An 18039-nucleotide genomic window follows, 5' to 3' on the forward strand; every position below is an offset into this window, starting at 1 on the left:
ACAAATAATTCCAATAAGATTGATATAAAGTTGAACTGAACTAAATATTTTAACGTTAATTCTTCTTTAAATAAAGCATTTAGCAGTATAGTACGGGATACTAAAAAAAATATAACAATCTAATTTTGGGGTACAATTTAGAAATATAAGACAAACAATGGAAAAAGTAAAAACATTCAAATACGTAGACTATTTATGGGATGAAAATAAAGCGGCATCTTTAGGAGATGATCAGGTTGCTTTGTTTTTATACAGATCAAACATTTTAGGGGCAGATTTAAGAATTACCAATTATGGGGGAGGTAATACCAGTTGCAAAACACTTGAAAAAGATCCATTAACCAACGAAGAAGTTGAAGTAATGTGGGTGAAAGGTTCAGGTGGAGACATCGGAACTTTAACAAGAAAAGGAATCGCCGGATTATATACAGAAAGATTAAGAAACTTAAAGAATGTTTACCAAGGTTTAACAGATGAAGACAGAATGGTAGGTTTATTCAATCACTGTATTTTTGATTTGGATAGCAAAGCTCCTTCTATTGATACGCCTCTTCACGGTTTACTTCCATTCAAACATATCGATCACCTTCATCCGGATGCTTTAATTGCTGTAGCTGCTGCGAAAGACAGCGAAGCAATTACAAAAGAAATCTGGGGAGATACAATGGGGTGGGTTCCTTGGCAACGTCCTGGTTTTGATTTAGGTTTACAGTTGGAAAAATGTTTAGCTGAAAATCCCGGAATTCGCGGAATCGTCTTAGGAAGTCATGGATTGTTCACTTGGGGAGACACTTCTTACGAATGTTACATCAACAGTTTGGAAGTTATTGAAATGGCCTCTGAATATATTGCTAAAAAAATCGAAGAAAACGGACAGGTTTTTGGAGGTCATAAAGTAGAATCTCTTCCTGCTGACGAGCGTAAAAACAAAGCAGCTCAATTGATGCCGTTATTGCGTGGTTTAGCATCATCTGAAAACAGAATGGTGGGTCATTTTACAGACAGCGATGTTGTTTTGGAATACATCAACAGTAACGATCTTGAGCGTTTAGCACCACTTGGGACATCTTGTCCGGATCATTTTTTAAGAACAAAGATTCAACCATTAGTTTTAACTTTAGATAAAAATGAAGATTTAAGCGATTCTAAAGCTATTTTAGATAAATTAAATCCTCTTTTTGAACAATACAGACAAGAATACAAAGAGTATTACGAAACCTGCAAACATCCAAACAGTCCAGCAATGCGTGATCCGAACCCTGTGATCATCATTTATCCGGGAGTGGGAATGTTCAGTTTCTCAAAAGATAAGCAAACGACTCGTGTTGCTAGCGAATTTTATGTAAATGCAATCAATGTAATGCGTGGAGCAGAAGCAATTTCCGAATACACCTCATTACCAAGACAGGAAGCATTTGATATTGAATATTGGTTGTTGGAAGAAGCAAAATTGCAAAGAATGCCTAAAGAAAAGCCACTTTCAAGAAAAGTTGCGATCGTAACCGGCGCAGGAGGTGGAATCGGACAGGCAATTGCTGACAAAATGGTTCAGGAAGGCGCAGTAGTTGTTTTCACAGATTTGAATCAGGAAGCGGTAGAATCTGTTACTGCAAAATACAATAAAGATCAGGCGGTTGCCGTTACTTGTGATGTCACTAATGAAGAGGCGATTGCAAACGCTTTCAAAGAAACTGTTTTAGCATTTGGTGGAGTAGATATTATTGTACATTCTGCTGGTTTAGCAATTTCTAAATCTTTGGAAGATACAACAACGAAAGACTGGGAACTATTAGAAAATGTCTTGGTAAAAGGACAGTTTTTAATGGCGAAAAATGGGGTAGAAATCATGAAAAAGCAAGATTTAGGAGGAGATATCGTAAATATTGCAAGTAAAAACGGATTGGTTGCCGGACCAAATAATGTGGCCTACGGAACTGCAAAAGCAGCTCAACAGCACATGACAAGGTTATTGGCGGCTGAATTGGCTTCAGATAAAATCCGTGTTAATGTAGTAAATCCTGACGGAGTTATCGTTGGAAGCAAAATCTGGGAAGGTTCTTGGGCAGAAGGCCGTGCAAAAGCAAACGGAATTTCTGTTGAAGAATTGCCTGCATTTTATGCAAAAAGAAATTTACTAAACGAAATTATCCTTCCGGAAGATATCGCCAACGGAGTTTTTGCGTGCATCGCCATTTTAGATAAAAGTACAGGAAACATCATCAATGTAGATGGAGGTATGGCAAATGCCTTTCCGAGATAAAATTTTAATGCTTAAAAAAGTATATAATTTATTAAATTGAAGGCTTATTATCAAATTAAGCCTTCAATTAATTAAAACAATTTTCTTCATAGAGAGCCATGAAGTGGCGACATATTAATAGCACAGGGTGAAACCCTGTGTACTGTGTACGAAACAACTATGAATTAAGATTTAAAAAAAATCAAATCATGATTATAGGAAAAGATATCATTGAACAATACAATAAAAATGAAGCTGAAAACTTTCAGACAGATTTTGATTTTCTACAAAATAAATTAACAAAATCAGGAGCCAATGTTGCTGAAATTGTTAACAAAATTGCCGATTTCCAGGTGGCGATCCCGAGTTGGGCTTTAGGAGCAGGAGGAACCCGTTTCGGAAGATTTTCTTACGGTGGCGAACCTTCTTCTTTGGAACAAAAATTAGATGACGTTGGATTGCTTCATGCATTAACGCATTCTGCAGGCGCTATTTCATTGCATATTCCTTGGGATATTCCGAATGATGTGAAAGCGATTAAAGAAAAAGCAGCGTCTCACGGACTTATTTTTGATGCCATGAATTCCAACACGTTTCAGGACCAGCCGGGAGCAAAAGCATCTTACAAATTTGGTTCTTTGAACGCTGTGAATGAGGATTCAAGAGCTTATGCAGTAGAACACAACAAAGAAGTAATAAGAATCGGAAAAGAATTAGGTTCAAAAAGCTTAACCGTTTGGTTGGCTGATGGAGCAAGTTTTCCGGGACAATTGAATTTCCAGACCGCTTTATCAAATACTGAAAAAAGCTTAAAAGAAATCTACGCAGGAATGCCTGAAGACTGGAAATTGTTTATCGAATACAAACCTTACGAACCTAATTTCTATTCAACAACAATCCAGGATTGGGGAACTTCATTCATGTTGGCAAATACTTGTGGAGAGAGAGCTTACACTTTAGTGGATTTAGGACATCATTTACCGAATACCAATATCGAACAAATCGTTGCAACATTGATGTATAAAGGGAAATTGGGAGGCTTCCATTTCAACGACAGCAAATATGGAGATGATGATTTGACGGTTGGTTCTATCAAACCTTATGCTTTGTTCTTGATTTTCAATGAATTGGTGTTCGGGATGGAAAATAATCCTAACAACCCTTATCCGGCTTGGATGATTGATGCAAGTCACAACATCAAAGATCCGTTGGAAGATTTATTACAGTCTTTGGAAGCTATTTTAATTGCGTATGCCCAGGCACTTTTGGTAGATCAGAAAGCATTAAAAACAGCACAATTAAACAATGATGTTGTTGGTGCACAGGATATTTTGCAGAATGCGTACAGAACAGACGTTCGTCCATTATTAAAAGCTGCAAGATTACAGACAGGAGCAGCACTGGATCCGATTGCGGCTTACAGAAACTTAAAGGTAAGAGAAAATTTAATTACCGAAAGAGGTTTAAATGTAAAAGCAACCGGGTTATAAAATCCTATTTAATTTGATAATTTAAACTTTCAAGTGCAATCGAAAGTTTTTAATTATATGTATCCTTATTTTTTTATCATTAAGGTTGAAAGTGTTTAGATAAGTAAGGTTTTAAGCATTGCTGCATAAGAAATCAGTGGATTTTTTCTTACGCATCTTATGATCTAAACACTCCTTAATGGTTTTAGTTAAATGAAATTTAATTATAAAACACGAATAAGCACAAATTCTTTACACAAATTTCACGAATCATCATTTGTGTCATTAGTGAGAAAATATTTGTGATATTTGTGTTTAAAATAAAGAGACAAAAAAATATTTCATTTCATCGTATAAAATTTAATTCATCACAAGAATGTCCAAGAAAAAGAAGGTAACCATAGTATTTGATATTGGAAAAACCAATAAAAAATTCTTTTTATTTGATAAAAATTATAAAGAAGTTGTTCGTGAATATACAGAATTACCGCTCACAACGGATGAAGATGGTTATCCCACCGAAGATCTTGCGGCACTGCAAAACTGGATAAAAGATAATTTTAATGCCATTCTTGACAATGAGAAATATGAAGTAAAAGCGATCAATTTTTCTACCTACGGAGCAAGTTTTGTGCATTTGGACCACAAAGGAAATATTCTGACTCCTTTGTACAATTATACGAAACCCATGGATCAGGAAATTCTTGATTTATTTTACGAAAAACATGGAGATAAACTGAAAATTGCGCGAGAAACAGCATCACCTCAATCGGGAATGCTGAACTCAGGACTGCAATTATTCTGGTTAAAATACAAACACCCCGAAACGTTCAAAAAGATCCGTTACAGTCTTCATTTACCTCAATATTTGTCGTATCTGTTTACAGGAATCTGCGTTTCGGAATTTACTTCAATCGGCTGTCATACCAATTTGTGGGATTACGACAAAGCAGATTATCACGACTGGGTTTATGAAGAAGGTATCGATGCTTTATTGGGACCAATCGTTCCTACTTCAGCAAGTATTAACACTTCTTACAGAAACAAAAAAATAAAAATCGGCGTTGGAATTCATGATAGTTCTTCAGCGTTATTACCCTATATTTTAAGTAAAAAGGAACCATTTTTATTACTTTCAACCGGAACATGGAGTATTTCTTTAAATCCTTTTAATGATGAAAGTCTTACTGATGAAGATATAGAAAATAATTGCCTGAATTACATGCGTATCGACGGTAAACGAGTAAAAGCATCCCGTTTTTTTATGGGAAATGAATATAAAATTCAGGTTGAAAAATTATGTGCTTATTACGGAAAAGAATATGGTTTCCACAGAGAAGTACAGTTTGATCAGGATTTGTATCTGCGGTTAATGAAAAATAAAAATATCTATTTTCGTTTTGAAGGAATTATTTTAAAGCGAAAAATGATTACTGCAACAGATTTAAATTCATTCGCAACCTTTGAAGAAGCCTATCATCAATTGATGATTGAATTGATGGATCTGCAGATTCATACCATTACAAATGCAATCGGAAATTCAGAAATTACCAACATCTACATTGATGGTGGATTTACGGATAATGACGTATTTATGAAACTGATGTCTCATCATTTCCAACATTATAATGTGATGTCTACACATTCTCCGCTGGGTTCTGCGTTGGGAGCTTCAATGGTGATTTCCAACAAAAAAATAGACGAAACTTTTTTACAGCAGCATTATCAGATGAAAGTGCTTCAACCTTTAATCCTCAATTTGTAATTAATTAGTTAATGAGTCGAAAGTTTTATTTCTAAAAACTAAATACCAATAACTAACAACAAACAACAAACAACAAACAACTATTTATGGCATTTCCATTTGATACCCGTTATGCTTCACTTGAACTTCTGATCGAAAGAGCAAAAAAAAGAATGCCCCGTTTCGCTTTCGAATATCTGGATGGCGGCTGTAATGAAAACATCAACAGAGACAGAAACACAGGCGAACTAAGAGAAGTTCTGCTTCGTCCGCGCTACCTGAACAATAATTATGCGGAAGCCAATATGGAAACTGAATTATTTGGCGTAAAATATTCTGCACCATTCGGAATTTCTCCTGTCGGTTTACAGGGATTGATGTGGCCCAATGCTCCCGAAATTTTAGCAAAAGCAGCCTTTAAACACAATATTCCTTTTATTTTAAGTACAGTTACGACCAGCAGCATTGAAAGAATTTCTGAATTAACAGAAGGAAAAGCATGGTATCAATTATATCATCCCAGAGAAGAGTGGTTGCGCGACGATATTCTCGACCGTTGCGAAGCTTCAGGCTACGATGTTTTGGTGGTTTTGGCAGATGTTCCGACTTTTGGTTACAGAGCTAAAGAAATTAGAAACGGTTTGGCAATGCCACCTCAATTAAATTTTAGAAATGTTTCCCAGGCTTTAGCAAAACCGGAGTGGTGTCTGGAAATGCTGAAACATGGTGTTCCGAGCTTTAAGACGATGGAAAAGTATATGGATAAAAACATGAATGTAAAACAGTTGGGACAGTTCATGAATTCTACTTTTTCCGGCAGATTAAATCCTGACAGGATAAAAGCAATCCGCGACAAATGGAAAGGTAAATTGGTTATCAAAGGTGTCGCTTCTGATGAAGATGCAGAAGAAGCGGTACGTTTAGGATTCGACGGAATGATCATCTCCAATCATGGCGGAAGACAGCTTGATGCCGGAGAGTCTACGATTGCGGTGGTAAAAGAAATCAGTGAAAAATACAAAGGTCAGATCAAAATTATGATGGACAGCGGTGTAAGAACCGGTCCGGATGTTGCCCGCGCTTTAAGCTGTGGCGCTGAATTTACCTTTATGGGAAGGACGTTTATGTATGCAGTTGGAGCTTTAGGTGAAAAAGGCGGTGATCATGTCATTGAAATGCTTAAAATGCAGTTCAGACAGGTGATGGAGCAGGTTTGCTGTGAAAAACCGGAAGATTTGCAAAACTTTAGAGTAAAGTAGCACAGAATATTTTTCAGATCTAAATATCCTAAATAAAAAATTCGCAAGTTTGTCTTTGCGAATTTTTTTTACCATTCAATAGAAATGGGCTTTAGCCCGTTTTCAGCAAAAGAAATTCTATATTGGCTTTAGCCAAAACTTATTAAACTTTAAATATTTTTAAACGCAAAGATTTAATATTAAAATATTTTATTGAAGGAAGCAAAATACCGCAACAGAGTTGCTAATGAAGCACGCTTCGTAAGAATCAATAAATTGATTCCATTCTTTGCTCCCTTGAAATTTTTAGAATCATAAATAAACTTTGCGTTAAAAAACTTGAACAGTTTCAAAATAAAAAATTCGCAAAGACAATCTTGCGAATTTTTATTTATAAAAATCTTGATAATTTATTTTTACTTTCCAGATTTTACGGCTTGTCTGGCCAATAATTTCCAGTTGTTTCCGGTCTTTACCCAAACCAATAAAATATCCAAAGTCACATCACCCGGACCTTTCCCAAGGTCATTGGTTTTTGCATAGAAATGATGACGCAGAATCGCAGTGTTTCCTACAATACTTATATTTTGATTGGTAATATTGATAGTTTCAAAAACTGATTTTTTTGTAACCAATGTTTCTACAAATTCTTTCGCATTTTGAATATTCCCACTTGAATGACCGTAAGTTAATTCCGGTAAGATCAAAGATTCTAACGATGGTTTGTCGCCGCTTATCATTGCTAATCTTAGCTTTTCAGCAGCATCTGTTACAGCATCTTTATCATTTTTTTTCTGTCCGAATACAGAAAGTGCCATTAAAAAAGTCATGGCAAAAATCAATTTTTTAATCATAATTGAATAATATATTTTTTAATTTAAAATAATTATGTAATCGATTGCGCTTTTAAAGGTAATTAAAAGAAATCGTTTAAAATAAATGGTAATTTATAAAGAATCTCTCTGAATAAATTTGAAAACATTATTCACAGACTCCTTTTTATTTTTTAAAATCATATAAGCTGCAGATTCTCCCATCGCTTTAAAATCTGTTGTAATAACCGTAATTCCAAGCAATTCTTTAAGAGGAGTTTCGTTGTAAGAAATAATTCCGATGTCTTCACCCAATTTCAGATTTTTTTGTCTGATTTGCTTAACCAAATTCACCAGATCACGCTCCCGAATGGTGATGAAAATATCTTTATCCTGTAATTCCATATCGGGATAAATTTCATCAAGAATTTCATAATCCAGTTTAAAATCTTTACAAAAATTCTCAAAACCGCGCACAATACGGAAAGGATAGGGATGAATAGATTTATCAGGATAGACCAGAATAATCTTCTCGTATTTCTTTATTTTATCTAAACCTTCTTCTAGGGCATTGTAAATATCATGTTCGAAATCCTGAAAAATAGAGCCGTATTCTCCTGAAATATTAGGTTTTGTATTGTCTAATAAAAGAAGTTTATTTTTAGGAATTTGTTCAATCATATCTAAAACTTCCTGTGTTGAACTGGTGTGTTTAGACTGTTCATCCCGAAAATGGGGCATGATCACATAGTAGTCAAATCCTCCCAGATTCTTTTTTAAGGAATTAATAAAAAGTGTTTCATCACAATGATAAATATACATTTCAACATTTCCCTTGGTACCGATTGCATTGACGAAATAATTATAAATCATCATTTTATAGGTACTTGGTTTGTTGATCAGAAAGAAAATATTGATGATATCATTTTTGTTGATACGTGAAATATAGTAACCTTTACCTTTTACAGATTCAATAATTTGCCTTTTCCTAAGCTCTTTATATGCTTTTTCCACAGTATCTCTTGAAAGGAAACAAGATTCGCTGAGCTCGTTGATAGATGGGATCTTTTCTCCAATTTTAATCTGTCCTCCGTCGATTCCATTTAGAATAGAATCTACAATCTGTTTGTATTTAGGGACTCTGGAGTTTTCGTTGATATTTATTTCTAATGTTTCTGACATGATTGCAGGTACGAGATATTATTTCAGTTAACGAAAATATTAATCAAAAAGTGGTGTAACGGTCGAACACAAGTTACAAAATTTCTATGAACTTGTTTTTGATGTTATTTAATTATTCGAAAATATATAAAGTATTTATTTTCAATTAATTGTATTAAATGTTTTAATTTTCTTCGGAATTAAAAAAATACCAATTTCTTAGCCTAAACCTAAAATGTTATATTTCACTTTTAAAAAGTAAAATATGACAATAAAAAAGCCTGCCGTTTCCGACAGACCTCAGTAATATGAATGTAAGTATTTTTTTTAAGGCATTTTTTTGAAACCTTCAGCTTTTATTTTCCAGGTTCCATCTTTCGGAAAACCAGGAAATTCACCTTTCGAATTGTCCCAACCTTCAAGCATCATGGCAACGGTTGTTAAAACGCCTCCGTTTCCGGGAAGATAAATACGAAGACGACCGTCCTGATAATTATGACCATTTTTAAGGTAAGTATTGGTCTGTATTTTCATGAAAAGTGCGTCCAACGCTTTGTTTGGAAGTCCTAATCGTGCTGCATTCATGGCAGTCATCGGGAAATCCCAACCCCAGGTGTGTCCCCAGTTCCATCTTTCCCAAACAATATCCAAGGTGTTTTTCATAATTTTTTTATCCAACTTCGGAGATTCTGGAACCATTCCCAACGCTCCCAAAACAGCTGGATGATCGGTCATCCATTTTGGAAATGTAAAAGAATCCTTTGCAGATTCGGTCGACAGATAAACGCCGTCCTGTACCGGAAGCGGAGCTAGTTTAGAAATAACATCATCCCATTTTTTATCTCTAGGTTGTCCTAATCTTTCTTTCCATTGTTGTGCTGTTCTTAGTGCCCAATCCCAATATGCCACTTCATAAGTCGGGTTGTAAGTGTCTTTTGCAGGGAAAACTTCCTGTGCCGGAATTATTCCTTTACCTAGGTTATAGCGGTTTTTTTCTTTGTCATAAGTGGCAAAATCTGCCATAAAATCTGCTGTTGCAAAAATAAGGTCTTTATATTTTTCTAAAACTTTTTTGTCTTGTTTATCGCGATACAAAAGTTCGGTCATATAAATAATATGCGGTTGTTCCCAGATCAAAAACGCAGCCACAGAAGATGGACTTTCATTTCCATCGTTGTCGGACATTTTGATCCATCTTACGCCTTTATAGCCTTGTCTTTCTGCTAATTTTTTTGCTTTGTCAAACGATCTGAAATAATAATCCAATTGTTTTTCCAGAATTTCAGGTCTTCCCCATAAAGCGTAGTGAACACCATGCCACCAATGCATTTCTGTGTGTGGCTTCCCGTACCAGCTGTTAAATGTTAAACCCGTTTCCTGTGGAGGATTGCTTCCTCCACATTGTACTTTTGTTAAATATTCAGATAAAACAACTCTGCGTTCCAGTTCGTTGGCTCTTGGATCTGTACTTCCTTCAAAATCGACTGCCGCGCCGCTTTCCCAGAAAGATTCCCATCCTGAAGTGCTTTCTTTTTCAGCATCAGCAAATAATGTTTTGCTGCTTTTTTGGTTTTTAGACGAAAATTCGACACTTAATTCTATTGTTTTGTTTTTAGAAGACGGTTCGTACACGAAATAATGTTTTCCTGCCTCACGTAATTTTCCTTCTGTGAAATAAAACTGAGTATAATAATCTGTACTTTGTAACTTGTGTTGAATCAATCCTTGAGTTGATTGTGAATTAATGATTTTTGTGGAATGATCATTTTCATTACCATAAAAGGCTGCGTCATCTAAGAATTGTCCGGTAGGAGAAGGGTAGTGTGCGAAAACTTTTAATCTGTTCTGAGAAATCAAATCAGACTCAATTTTTACTCCGATTTTATCGGAATTTTGAAAAGAAGCGGTCCAGACTTTCACTGGAGTTCCGTCTAAAGAAAATTCACTGGTTATAATTCCTGTCCAAAGATCAATTGTTTGGTTAATGTTTGTCAGATCAGAAATTTTGGCTTTCTGACCGTTTTTTTTATACAATTCGATACCTACATTTCCTAATTGCAGACGATGTTGGTTAACACGAAAATATTCGACAGCTTCTTTATTTCGTTCCGGCGCTTTTAGTTGAGTGCTGTACAATGCTTTACGTCCATCATTATTGAAATCATAGGCTTTCAGTGTCTCCTCAAACTTATAATTCTTAGTATTTGGAAAACTGTTCCAGCCCCATTCAGACTGCGTTCCGAGGGAAACTCCATTTTTATAAACCTCAGGAAATGACTGCATTCCGGTAATGTCAACTGTGTAAGCAAATTTTCCGTTTCCGACCGTTAAAGAAGATAATGTATCAACTTTTGTGTTGACAATATTATGACGCTGGACGACTTTTTTACGGTCGATTTTCTGGGCATTGAGAGAAGAAAATCCAATGCAAAATAGACTCAGATATATGACTAATTTCTTCATTTTTTAAATTTATTTTATTGAATCAGGCATTGTCGATCTTAAAATAAGTTTCTGCTAAAGCCTTGATTGTTTTTATTATTTATAAACGGGCTAAAGCCCGTTGCTATTTGATGTTTAATATTTATTTTAAAACAGTGGCACTCATCATTCCGATGACAACATCGTTGCTCACTGCCGTTAATTGTATTGATTTTAATTCTTTATTTGAATCAATTGGTAAATCCAGAATGGTTGCAGCACCGCCTTCTACGGCACGATCGCTGAATCCTTTAATGCCCGAATATTTCGTTAAACTTCCGCCTTTATACAATTCTCCGGTTTTTAATTTAACCCTGTACGGAATTTTATCATCCGGAATTTCGAAGGCGAAATTATCGTCAAGCAGATCCTGTTCAATAGGCCACCAGTTGATCGGATTTTTTAATTCTAAATCTGTGTGAGAACCATCAGAATAATTAATAGTAATTGTTCCATTTGTAATCTGCGACTGCATCGGATTGGTAGAACCTGCCATCAGAAAATAGATTTTTTTACCTTTTCCTGTAAGAGGAATTTCAACCGATTTCGGGAAATTATCCCATTGACTCGTAAAAACAATATTTTTCTCGTCGTTGTCGATTAAAAATGGAATTCCAAGGAAATCAACTTTGCCATTTTTTCGTTTTGCCATCAATCCGCTGTCGTCGATTTGAGCAGTGATTAATGGATAACACCAATTCCCAATTCCCTGCCACGGAAGCTGTAGAGTAGGACCGGTTGTTCGCGGAGAAAGATATTTTTGATTAAAAATATAGGTTACTTTTTCGTTATATTTTGATGTTAATGAAATCGGATTAAATTCTCCCTTATTTTCAATTTCCCAATCTGTAATTTCAATATTTTGCTTAATTCCGTTATATTCAAGTTCAATAGAATTGGTTCCTTTGCTTAAAACATTTATCGGAATTTCAATTGATGCTGATTGATTTTTTTGAATTGAAAAAGTTTTATTTAAGCTATTAACAAACAATTTTCCATTGATTGGATTGGATGATTTTGATTGAAGCTGTAGTTTTCTATTAATCCATTTAGCTTGTAAAGGATATTGAATATCGACATTCACAGGCTGCCACCACTTGGTTCCGTCTTGCTCTAACTGAACGAAAAAAGTTCCTTTTCTTTCTTCTTTAACTAAATCAAATTGATTACCGTTTCTGATTTTTACCAATTCTTGCGGATCGTAAATCTGGTGAATCTTCTTTTTTGAATCTAAATTAAGTTGAAGGTTTTCAGAGATATAACTTATATAATCTGTCTTTTCGTTTTTTAATTCTTCTCCGGAATATGTAATTTCAAGGTTAAATTCTTTTGCTTTTTCTGTTTCTAACTTAATAAAAGGTTGCAAAATGGAATTCGGTTGAATTGTCCAATCTGCTTTTTTGCCATTTACAGTTACCATTTTTATCTGAGTATGGTTTACGGGAATTAACAAATCGAGCGAAACTGAGTTTGTAAAGTTTGATTTAAACCAATAATTCGTTTTTTTAGCTGTTCTGCTGAATTTAAATTCCCAATCCGGAAGCTTCAGCTCGGCGAAATTCCAGTCTTTGGGAAATCCAGGTTTTATGTTGATTTTATTTTCTAATAATTTTGGATAAACCCCGAAAAGCCCTTCCGTTAGAGTTCGTGCCGCAACTCCGATCGGATCGGCAAAATCACGATACAATTCACCACGAAAAGCGTCATAATGCGATATTTGTTCAAAGTTTCCAGGACTGATTCCGTAATACATACTTTCAGCTAAATTGCCTTTCCAAAGTCGGTAAGCATCCTCATTTCTTCCCGACTGCCAATAAGCCAATGCCGTCTGTAAGTTTTCCGCCAATGCGACATTGTTGAGCGACCAATCGTATGGTTGCCAGTTGGTTGTCGAAAGTGTATAATAGTTTTTATTAACTTCTCCCTTTACCGTTACCGGAATTTTCGGGATGTGATTATTAATGTATTGTGTATTTTGATAATCTTCAAACTCATTTAATATATAAGCATCCGAAACGTGATAAATCGACCAAATTCCTGGCTTATCGTGAAGAATCTGATTCCCTAAAGCGTCTTTATATTCAGCAAAATAACCATTTTTTTTAATCCAAAGCTGATCTTTCATTGCCTTTAAAATGGCTTCGGCTTCTTTTTCATAAGGTTGAGGATTTTCGCCAATAATTTTTGCTAATTTCGCCATTTCAATGTTGGCTCTGTAATTATAAGCGGAAGTATGAGTCACTTTTCCACCCGAATATTGCAACGCATCACTTGCCCAAATTGCGGCATAGGCATCGTAAAGATCGCCTCTTTTGAAATTTCTTTTTTCCCAATCCATGTGGCGAACCATTGTAGGCCACATTTTCTTTAAAAATTCAACATCACCGGTATAATTGAAATGAGAAAACATCTGGTCAAAGAAAACCAGATTCATATCATAATGATGCGGTTTTGAATTGTCATTAGGATTTCTTGAAATATATCCGCTTGAAAACATAGAATTTCCCATTTCCTCGGCATTTCGAGCCAAATGTAAAAGGGTATCCATCTCCACAGGTCCGGTTTCAGGTTTCAAAACCTGAGAATTAGCATAGCTTTGAAAATGTTCTTTTGCTCGGTCATGCCAACTGAGAACATCGGCTACATAAGCGCCACGCCATGCATTTAATCGCATTCTCCACGCCACTGCACCGTGAAGAAAGGTCGGACTTTCCCAAATTCCGTCTGCGGCAACCGCTAAAGTTGCTCCGAAATTATTCAAATCCGAATCCGGAGTTTTTAACTGAACTCTGTTGGTTAAATTTAATCGGGATTGTTCCGCTTCATTAAAAATAGTTACAATCTGCTCGTCTGATGCAGGTTTGGAAGTTGATTTTCCTTTTGTAATCTGAATGTAAACAGGTTTTTTTTGTGCAGAATAGGTTGCGTAAATTATAGGTGATTGCTCGGCTTTATTTTGTGTAAGTTCAGAGAGATTTTCAAGTGTTTTAGCATCGGTCAATTGTAAAGAATTGGCATTTGAGAAACTTCCGTTAATGCTCTGTGTTTCCTTTTTTTTGTTTAAATAAGAAAGTTCAAACTGATTTTTATTAATTTTAAATTCATTTCCGATGCAATATTCGGGAAGTAAATAAAATCCTGATTCCGGATCAGCGCCAATGTCGCCATTTCTGCTGAAAGTTGTTCCGCTTGCACCGCCGTAAACAGCATAGATTTTTGTTGAGGAATCTACATTCTCAGTTTCCATTTTTAAAACCAATCCTTCTTCTTTTGATTGGGCTAAAACCGTCAGTTTTAAACTTCCAAATCCAAGAATCGGATCTTTAATATTGTAAAGCATCGATCCGGGACGATAGCGGGTTTCAATTTTTTCTGCCTGAATTAATTTTTTAATGGAATTTCCTTTCTGAATAACAAACTGAAGATTTCCTCCCATTCCCGGAAGGTATAACGTGAATTCCGGCAAATCTCCGGCTTCAACTCTTGAAGCGAGATTGTTTCCATACAAGGCACGGTTGAATCTGTATTTTCCGTTAACCAATAAAAAATCACCTTTGTCTTCTTTGTAATGCAGCTCTCTTTCGTTTCCCTGCCAGTGTTTAGACTGAGAAAAAGAATAAGATGATAAAACAATCAGTCCGGCGAAAATGATTTTTCTTCGCATTCTATTATTTTAATTCGGTTAAAGGCTGTCCATTAACAGTTACATTTTTCAATGTTACATTTTTTAAGAAATCAACTTTATAAGGAATTTCAACTCCGTTCATTTTTGCGTTAATCATGGTGAAATCTGTTACCGGCGAAGATTCGTAAGCATCAGAAAGAACAGCATATTTCCCGCCTTTTTCTACTGTCAGATTTTCTACCCAGATATTTCTGATGGTCGGAATAAAATTACCAGGTTTTTCATAATGCATATTAAAACGTACTGCTGCTTCTTTATAAGCGCCAACTTTTGTGTTGTAGAAAAATACATTTTCGATGATTCCGCCACGGCTTGAGCTGGTTTTAATTCTTAAAGCTCTGTCGAGATTTTTACTATCCATTACATTTCCTATGGCGTAGATATTTTTTGCTCCGCCTGCAATTTCGCTTCCGATCACAACGCCGCCGTGACCGTCTTTCATTTCGCAGTTTTCGATGATGTGATTTTCTGCAGGTTTTCCGATGTCTCTTCCATCTTCATCTCTTCCGGATTTTATGGCGATACAATCGTCTCCGGTATCGAAATAACAGTCTTTAATCCAGACATTTTTACAGGCTTCCGGATCGCAACCATCGTTATTGGGACCATGACTGATTACTTTTACTCTTTCAATCAAAACATTCTCGCAAAGCACAGGATTAAGATTCCACATTGGGGAATTTTTTACCTGAACATCTGCCATCCAGAAGTTTTTGCATTTATATGGCTGAACGAAATTTGGTCTTAAATAATATCCGTCACCGAAAATTCTTTCTCTTGCAGGTTTTCTCTGAGCCATATATTCGTGAAGCTTTGCACGCGCTGGGTTTTGCCTTCCCGGACGGGTTTCGTTGTAGCCGTATTGTTTAGCTCCACACCAAAACCACCAATGGTCGTTGTCAGAATTTCCGTCTAATGTTCCTTTTCCGGTTACTGCGATATTTTGTTCTTCGTAAGCGTAAATTAAAGATGAATAATTCATACATTCCATTCCTTCCCATCTTGTGAAAACAATCGGATAATCGTTGCTGTCCTGACTGAACAAAATGGTAGAACCTTCACTTACATAAAGATTTACATTACTTTTTAAATAGATAGCACCCGTCAGAAAAACTCCTTTTGGAACGACAACTCTTCCTCCGCCTTCTGCATTGCATTTTTCAATCGCTTTCTTGAATGCTTCCGTATTTTTTGTTTTTCCATCACCAATGGCACCAAAATCTGTAATCAGATAGTCTTTTTTTCTGAAGTTGGGTTTTACGATTTGTTTTTTCAGGGCATCGATTTCTTTTAAAGGCTGCTGTGCTGAAGTCCATGGTTTATATTGAGCCGAAAATGGAATCGATATTAGGAGTAAAAGAAAGAATAAAGCATATTTTTTCATAATGGTAGAGAGTTGTTTAGTTTTTAAAGCTGCTATCTTCAAATATTTTCTTTAATTATCGCAATCTAAAATAATTGAAATTAAAAATTATCCTGCACTGTCGGTATAATAAAATTCATTCATTATTTATGTAATCGATTGCATAATTCAAAGATAAAATAAAAAAGAATTAATGAAAGTAATATCAAAAAATACAACTTTAAAATAGAAGTTTCTGAAAAATTTAAAATACCATCTTTGAAAATTCCAAACAGAAACGTCAATATATATAATCTATTATAAAAAAGTGTTTTGGATTAATAAGACTTTGTTTTAAAAATATTAAATCTAAATCAATCTTAGAGATAACGGTTATCTATTTCAATATCAAAACAGGTTGATTAACATTCTGATAAATCCCTTCAGAAATACTTGTATTTGTCAAATAATATAGAAAACTGTGCTTTCCGGGTAAAGCAATAATAAGATCGGCTTTGTTTGAAGATGCAAAAGTCAGAATTCCGTTGATAATATTTTTATCATAAGAGTAGTAGATATTACTAGGAATTTCAGTTAAGTTTTGGTGAATATACTCCTCAATTTCTTTCTTTTTTTCAGCTATACTATCATTATTTTCTTTTGTATGTATATTTAGAAACATTAATTGTATCTCCTGTTGATGGATGATAGATTTATGATGAAACAGTCTGTCTAATTTTGTTATGCCGTTTACATCACATGGGATGAGGATATTTTTTATTGTACTGTAATTATAGCTATTAGGAACAATCAATATCTTAACGGGGCTTGTTCTGGCGATACTTATAATATTTTCCGAAACAAAACTGTCATTTGAAGTTTCCTTATCGTCACTGCCTAAAATAATCAGTTCCACTGACGGTTGATCGCTTAATAGATCATTGATACTCCTTGTAAGAGTCCAGTTACTTATCGCTTTTGAAACCTTTATTTCGGGTGATTTTTCAGTAATGATATTGGTTAATTCATTTAATCGCAGCTCTGTTCTTTCCAGCAGGCTGTTGATGCTTTCTTCATTTACAAATGAATGACCTTCAGCAATGTGCAGATAATCAAATTCCGATTCTTCAGAAGTTTTTAAAAGAATAATATGGGTATATTCATATTGCGTTGCCCATTTTGCAGCGACTTTTACTGCATTTTCTGTTGTTGAGGTAAAATCGACCGGTACCAGTATTGTTCTCATATTAAATTAATTTAAAACTTAGTTATTCGAGATTTGTTGTCATTTTTCTTACTAAAAGAAGGGCATTTTTTATTTCGTTTTGATTAAGATCTCCTGCAGCTTTTTTATAAAGTTCCAATGCCCAAGGATAAACAGTTTCAACTATTTTTTTTCCTTTATCAGTCAGAAATATCTGCTTATTTCTTCTGTCGTTTTCATTTTCAACGCGCTGAACCAGTTCCCGTTTCACAAGACTGTTGATGAGATAAGTGATGCTGGATTTGTCTTTGCTTACCTTATTGCCGATTTCCTGCTGATTGATACCGTCGTTACGTGATAGAAGTCCGAGAATTTCTATAAGCTCAAAAGAAAGATCGGGATCATACTCATTAATTTTTGCCTGAATTTTCTGGCGTAAACGGTTTTTCATTTCGCCCATAGCAAGACCTAATTCTAAGGCCAATTCTGATATGTTATTTTGTTTTGCAGGCATACTTTAATGAGTAATGAATATAAATGAGATTAAATAGTAGTAAAAAGGCCAGAAAAATCTTTATGTTATTAACTGACTGTAACAAATATAGTGAAAATTAGTTTTAATTAAAACTAATTCAAATGATAAATATTAGAATATTTATCATTT

At 35.0% G+C, this 18039-nt stretch carries 11 protein-coding genes; 4 read left to right on the forward strand and 7 right to left on the reverse strand.

The genetic code is table 11. The annotated features are described in order from the left end of the window. The first annotated feature begins 157 nt into the window (after positions 1-157). The 4 genes from ABD745_RS06715 (at position 158) to ABD745_RS06730 (ending at position 6711) form a co-directional block, all read left to right on the forward strand. Positions 158-2260: a bifunctional aldolase/short-chain dehydrogenase gene (locus ABD745_RS06715; RefSeq protein WP_344827049.1), complete on the forward strand. Its 2103-nt coding sequence runs from the start codon at positions 158-160 to the stop codon at positions 2258-2260. Positions 2261-2448: 188 nt separating this feature from the next. Next, positions 2449-3729 carry a sugar isomerase gene (locus tag ABD745_RS06720; RefSeq protein WP_344827051.1) on the forward strand — a complete coding sequence of 427 codons (1281 nt, stop codon included), beginning with the start codon at positions 2449-2451 and terminating at the stop codon, positions 3727-3729. Between the two features lie 355 nt (positions 3730-4084). Further along, entirely contained in the window at positions 4085-5473 is a 1389-nt protein-coding gene (locus tag ABD745_RS06725) for an FGGY-family carbohydrate kinase (RefSeq protein ID WP_344827054.1), read from the forward strand. A gap of 86 nt (positions 5474-5559) precedes the next feature. After that, entirely contained in the window at positions 5560-6711 is a 1152-nt protein-coding gene (locus ABD745_RS06730) for an alpha-hydroxy acid oxidase (RefSeq protein ID WP_344827056.1), read from the forward strand. A 395-nt stretch (positions 6712-7106) separates the two neighbouring features. Here the strand turns inward: ABD745_RS06730 and ABD745_RS06735 are convergent, their stop codons facing one another. The 7 genes from ABD745_RS06735 to ABD745_RS06765 form a co-directional block, all read right to left on the reverse strand. Beyond that, entirely contained in the window at positions 7107-7544 is a 438-nt protein-coding gene (locus ABD745_RS06735; RefSeq protein ID WP_344827058.1) for a nuclear transport factor 2 family protein, read from the reverse strand. Between the two features lie 93 nt (positions 7545-7637). Next, complete coding sequence (locus tag ABD745_RS06740; RefSeq protein ID WP_344827061.1) at positions 7638-8684, reverse strand: GntR family transcriptional regulator; 1047 nt, start codon at positions 8682-8684, stop codon at positions 7638-7640. 306 nt (positions 8685-8990) lie between these two features. Then, the gene (locus ABD745_RS06745; protein ID WP_344827063.1) at positions 8991-11126 is read right to left on the reverse strand and encodes a hypothetical protein; all 2136 of its coding nucleotides are present in this window, start codon (positions 11124-11126) and stop codon (positions 8991-8993) included. A 121-nt stretch (positions 11127-11247) separates the two neighbouring features. Further along, positions 11248-14808: a DUF4450 domain-containing protein gene (locus tag ABD745_RS06750; RefSeq protein WP_344827066.1), complete on the reverse strand. Its 3561-nt coding sequence runs from the start codon at positions 14806-14808 to the stop codon at positions 11248-11250. 4 nt (positions 14809-14812) lie between these two features. Continuing rightward, positions 14813-16213, reverse strand: coding sequence for a glycoside hydrolase family 28 protein (locus ABD745_RS06755; RefSeq protein ID WP_344827068.1), 1401 nt, complete (start codon positions 16211-16213; stop codon positions 14813-14815). Positions 16214-16568: 355 nt separating this feature from the next. Beyond that, entirely contained in the window at positions 16569-17417 is an 849-nt protein-coding gene (locus ABD745_RS06760; RefSeq protein WP_344827071.1) for a universal stress protein, read from the reverse strand. A 22-nt stretch (positions 17418-17439) separates the two neighbouring features. After that, positions 17440-17889, reverse strand: a complete 450-nt coding sequence (locus ABD745_RS06765) for a MarR family winged helix-turn-helix transcriptional regulator (RefSeq protein WP_344827073.1) — start codon at positions 17887-17889, stop codon at positions 17440-17442. Positions 17890-18039: the final 150 nt, after the last annotated feature.

Source organism: Chryseobacterium ginsenosidimutans (assembly GCF_039536845.1).
Classification (GTDB): domain Bacteria; phylum Bacteroidota; class Bacteroidia; order Flavobacteriales; family Weeksellaceae; genus Chryseobacterium; species Chryseobacterium ginsenosidimutans_B.

Coding starts and splice junctions, on each gene's coding strand:
- ABD745_RS06765 (WP_344827073.1), bottom strand. CDS start 17,889: ATGCCTGCAAAACAAAATAACATATCAGAATTGGCCTTAGAATTAGGT.
- ABD745_RS06725 (WP_344827054.1), top strand. CDS start 4,085: ATGTCCAAGAAAAAGAAGGTAACCATAGTATTTGATATTGGAAAAACC.
- ABD745_RS06720 (WP_344827051.1), top strand. CDS start 2,449: ATGATTATAGGAAAAGATATCATTGAACAATACAATAAAAATGAAGCT.
- ABD745_RS06760 (WP_344827071.1), bottom strand. CDS start 17,417: ATGAGAACAATACTGGTACCGGTCGATTTTACCTCAACAACAGAAAAT.
- ABD745_RS06740 (WP_344827061.1), bottom strand. CDS start 8,684: ATGTCAGAAACATTAGAAATAAATATCAACGAAAACTCCAGAGTCCCT.
- ABD745_RS06755 (WP_344827068.1), bottom strand. CDS start 16,213: ATGAAAAAATATGCTTTATTCTTTCTTTTACTCCTAATATCGATTCCA.
- ABD745_RS06730 (WP_344827056.1), top strand. CDS start 5,560: ATGGCATTTCCATTTGATACCCGTTATGCTTCACTTGAACTTCTGATC.
- ABD745_RS06745 (WP_344827063.1), bottom strand. CDS start 11,126: ATGAAGAAATTAGTCATATATCTGAGTCTATTTTGCATTGGATTTTCT.
- ABD745_RS06715 (WP_344827049.1), top strand. CDS start 158: ATGGAAAAAGTAAAAACATTCAAATACGTAGACTATTTATGGGATGAA.
- ABD745_RS06750 (WP_344827066.1), bottom strand. CDS start 14,808: ATGCGAAGAAAAATCATTTTCGCCGGACTGATTGTTTTATCATCTTAT.
- ABD745_RS06735 (WP_344827058.1), bottom strand. CDS start 7,544: ATGATTAAAAAATTGATTTTTGCCATGACTTTTTTAATGGCACTTTCT.